Here is a 3,651-nt window from a genome sequence, read left to right as displayed (position 1 = left end):
GGCTGGCCGAGCTGGGCCTGGGCGCGAGGGAGCTGGCGGCGGCCGTACGGGCCGGGAGCCTGCTGAGCGTGGCCGGCGGCGTCGTGCTGCTGCCGGGTGCGGACGCGCGGGCGGCGGAGCTGCTGAGACGCCTGCCGCAGCCGTTCACGGTGAGCCAGGCGAGGCAGGCCCTCGGCACCAGCAGGAGGGTCGCCGTGCCGCTGCTCGAACACCTCGACCGGAGCGGGCTGACCGAACGGGTCGACGAAATCCACCGGCGCTGTCGTTGACCCCTGTTTGGCCACAAGATCCAGGTATATGTTGGGAGGTTGGGATAAAACCATCGTCATCGGGGGGTAGCGATGGTTGGAGACCTGCCGCGGCGACTCGTCGCGGAAGCCATCGGGACCATGCTGCTGGTCCTCTTCGGGGCGGGCTCGGTGGTCGCGGCGCTGCTCATGGGCAGCGGTCAGCTGGATTACGCCGGACTCGGCTTCATCTCCCTGTCGTTCGCCGTGATCGTCGCGCTCGTCATCTACGCCTTCGGCACCACCTCGGGCGCGCACATCAACCCGGCGGTCACCCTCGCCCTGGCGGCGGGCCGCCGCTTCCCGTGGGCGGAGGTGCCGTTCTACATCGTGGCCCAGCTCGTCGGCGCTTTCGCCGGCGGGCTTCTCATCGTGGCCGGCTTCGGCCGCCGGGCCGCGGACCTGGGGGTGGGGCTGACCGCGCTCGGGGAGGGCGTGACCTACTGGCAGGGCATCCTGATGGAGACGATCGGGACGTTCCTGCTGCTGCTCACCATCATGGCGTTGGCCGTGGACCGCCGGGCGCCGACCGGCTGGGCGGGGTGGATGATCGGCATGGCTGTGGCTTGCGAGATCTTCGTGCTCGGGCCGCTGACGGGCGGCTCCGTCAACCCGGCGCGCTCGTTCGGCCCGTACCTGACGACCACCCTGTTCGGCGGTGACGCGCCATGGACGCAGTTCGGCGTCTACCTCGCCGGCCCGCTCATCGGCGCGGTGCTCGCCGTCCTCGTGTACGACCTGGTGGCCCGCCCGGCCCGCGAGGTGCCCGAGACCGTCGAGCAGGGTGCGGCCGGAGAGGTCGTCGGCGCCCGTGATCCACGGGCCGAGACGGCCGAGGACGCGGCGCAGGGCACCACAGGGGAGATCCCGGCCGCCCGGCGCCCGCAGGACGACCAGATCCGCGACCAGGTAGGGCACGGCGGGCGCCGCCGCTGGCGCCTCGGGCATGGGAGGTGATCCGCGACCAGCCTGAGCAACCGAACATCCGCACTTCTCGCGCAAGGAGGGATCGCCATGCCTGGCAACAGGGGCGTCGCATACGACGGTCCAGGCAGGGTCGAGGTACGCGAAACCGACTATCCAGAGTTCGAGCTCAAGGACGGCCCGGGCGTGAACCCGGCCAACGTGGGACGCAAACTACCGCACGCCGCGATCCTCAAGACCGTGGTGTCGAACATCTGCGGCAGCGACCAGCACATGGTACGCGGCCGCACCACGGCCCCGCCGGGCCTCATCCTCGGCCACGAGATCACCGGTGAGGTGGTCGAGACCGGTCCCGACGTGGAGTACATCAAGGTCGGCGACCTCGTGTCCGTACCGTTCAACATCGCCTGCGGCCGATGCCGCAACTGCAAGGAGGGCAAGACCGGCGTCTGCGAGAACGTCAACCCGGACCGGCCGGGCTCGGCGTACGGCTACGTCGACATGGGCGGCTGGGTCGGCGGCCAGGCCGAGTACGTGCTGGTGCCGTACGCCGACTGGAACCTGCTGAAGTTCCCGGACAAGGAACGGGCGATGGAGAAGATCCTCGACCTGGCCATGCTCTCGGACATCTTCCCGACGGGGTTCCACGGGTGCGTCAGCGCAGGGGTGAAGCCGGGATCGACCGTCTACATCGCCGGCGCGGGCCCGGTCGGGCTCGCCGCGGCCACCTCGGCGTTCCTGCTCGGCGCTTCCGTGGTCATCGTCGCCGACCTGAACAAGGAGCGCCTGGACCAGGCGCACAGCTTCGGCTGCGAGACCATCAACGTGGCGCTGGGCGAGCCGAAGGACCAGATCGAGCACATCCTCGGCGAGCCGGAGGTGGACTGCGGCGTCGACGCCGTCGGGTTCGAGGCCCGCGGCCACGGGCGCGAGTCGGAGGTGGAGCGTCCCGCCACCGTCCTGAACACGCTGATGGACGTCACCCGCGCGGGCGGCGCGCTCGGCATCCCGGGCCTGTACGTGACCGGCGATCCGGGGGCGTCGGACGAGGCGGCCAAGGAGGGGTCGCTGTCGATCCGCCTCGGCCTGGGCTGGGCGAAGTCGCACAGCTTCGTCACCGGCCAGTGCCCGGTCATGAGGTACAACCGCCAGCTCATGATGGCGATCCTGCACGACCGGGTACGGATCGCGAGGAACGTCAACGCCACGCCGATCTCGCTGGACGACGCCCCGCGGGGCTACCACGAGTTCGACGAGGGCGCCGCGCGCAAGTACGTGCTCGACCCGCACGGCACGCTCGCCAGCCGGTAGGGACACGCACGTCCAGGTGGACGCGCTCTTCGCCGCGAGCGGCGCGACCCGCCGCTCGCGGCGTCGTGCCCAGGTCTGTGCGGCGCTGATCAGGGTACGGTCGTCCGCATGGCATGCCGTATCAGCGAATTGGTGCTCGACTGCCGCGACCCGGAACACCTTGCCCGGTTCTGGTGTGAGGTGCTGGGATTCGTCGTTCTCGACCGCGACGACGGGAGTGTCGAGATCGGCCCGGAGGGGGAGGGGTTCGGCGGCCTCCAGCCGACCATCGTCTTCAGCCCGGCCGACAGTCCGAGGCGGGGCAAGCTGCCGTTGCACATCGACGTCAACCCGACAGACCGCGACCAGGCCGCCGAGCTGGAGCGCCTGCTGGCCGTCGGCGCCAGACCCGTCGACGTCGGGCAGACGGGCGAGGAATCCTGGCACGTGCTGGCCGACCCGGAGGGCAACGAGTTCTGCCTGCTGCGGCGCCGCCTCGACCAGCGCACCGCGGACGTCGAGCCCGGCTAGGCGAGCAGCGTGCGGGCCAGCCCGATCAGCGCGCCCGCCGCGATGTACCAGGCGCTGTTGAGCCTCGTCCGCCAGAGCAGCGCCAGCGTGACGAGGGCGATGGCCGCCGTGAGCGGGTCCACGATCGCGGTGCGGCCGAGCTGGTAGGACACCCCCGCCATCAGGGCGAGCGCGGCGGCGTTCACGCCGTCCAGCAGGGCGGACGTCCAGGCGGACGAGCGCAGCCGGTCGGTGATCCGGGTGAGCAGGCCGACGAACACGAACGACGGCAGGAAGATCGCCACGGTGGCCAGGAAGGCCCCGGCCGGTCCGGCCACCACGTATCCCACGAAGGTCGCCGTGGTGAATACGGGCCCCGGCGTCACCTGCCCGATCGAGACGGCGTCGATGAGCTGCTGCTCGGTGAGCCAGCCGAGCCGGTCGACGAAGTCGCCCCGCAGGAAGGCCAGGAGCACGTACCCGCTGCCGTAGAGCACCGAACCGATCTTCAGCATGGTCAGGAAGAGCTGCGCGAGCTGCCCGCCGGTGGGGTCGGCGAACACCGGCGACCCGCCGGCGGTGAGCAGCGGAGCGGCGAGCAGGCCGTGCGGGCCGTGCGGGCCGTGCGGGCCGCCGCTCA

At 71.2% G+C, this 3,651-nt stretch carries 5 protein-coding genes; 4 read left to right on the top strand and 1 reads right to left on the bottom strand.

The window, feature by feature from the left end:
- The 4 genes from DQW85_RS26010 to DQW85_RS25995 form a co-directional block, all read left to right on the top strand.
- Positions 1-269: SelB domain-containing protein (locus DQW85_RS26010; RefSeq protein ID WP_205315413.1), on the top strand; the 269-nt coding region annotated here is incomplete at its 5' end.
- A 72-nt stretch (positions 270-341) separates the two neighbouring features.
- Positions 342-1,244: an MIP/aquaporin family protein gene (locus tag DQW85_RS26005; RefSeq protein WP_113702573.1), complete on the top strand. Its 903-nt coding sequence runs from the start codon at positions 342-344 to the stop codon at positions 1,242-1,244.
- A gap of 57 nt (positions 1,245-1,301) precedes the next feature.
- Positions 1,302-2,522, top strand: a complete 1,221-nt coding sequence (gene fdhA, locus DQW85_RS26000; protein WP_113702572.1) for a formaldehyde dehydrogenase, glutathione-independent — start codon at positions 1,302-1,304, stop codon at positions 2,520-2,522.
- Positions 2,523-2,630: 108 nt separating this feature from the next.
- Entirely contained in the window at positions 2,631-3,032 is a 402-nt protein-coding gene (locus DQW85_RS25995) for a VOC family protein (protein WP_113702571.1), read from the top strand.
- Here the strand turns inward: DQW85_RS25995 and DQW85_RS25990 are convergent.
- A partial coding sequence (locus DQW85_RS25990) for a chromate transporter (protein ID WP_162795386.1) occupies positions 3,029-3,651 on the bottom strand: 623 nt, incomplete at its 5' end. The two genes, DQW85_RS25995 and DQW85_RS25990, sit on opposite strands and share 4 nt — an antisense overlap.

Origin of the sequence: Nonomuraea lactucae (assembly GCF_003313395.1) — a bacterium.
Classification (GTDB): domain Bacteria; phylum Actinomycetota; class Actinomycetes; order Streptosporangiales; family Streptosporangiaceae; genus Nonomuraea; species Nonomuraea lactucae.
The sequence above is the reverse complement of the archived record's forward strand: the minus strand, read 5'-3'. Positions and strand labels throughout refer to the sequence as shown.

What these genes read in the sequence shown, in the direction of transcription:
- DQW85_RS26005 (WP_113702573.1), top strand. Translation starts at nt 342, where the DNA reads ATGGTTGGAGACCTGCCGCGGCGACTCGTCGCGGAAGCCATCGGGACC.
- DQW85_RS25995 (WP_113702571.1), top strand. Translation starts at nt 2,631, where the DNA reads ATGGCATGCCGTATCAGCGAATTGGTGCTCGACTGCCGCGACCCGGAA.
- fdhA (WP_113702572.1), top strand. Translation starts at nt 1,302, where the DNA reads ATGCCTGGCAACAGGGGCGTCGCATACGACGGTCCAGGCAGGGTCGAG.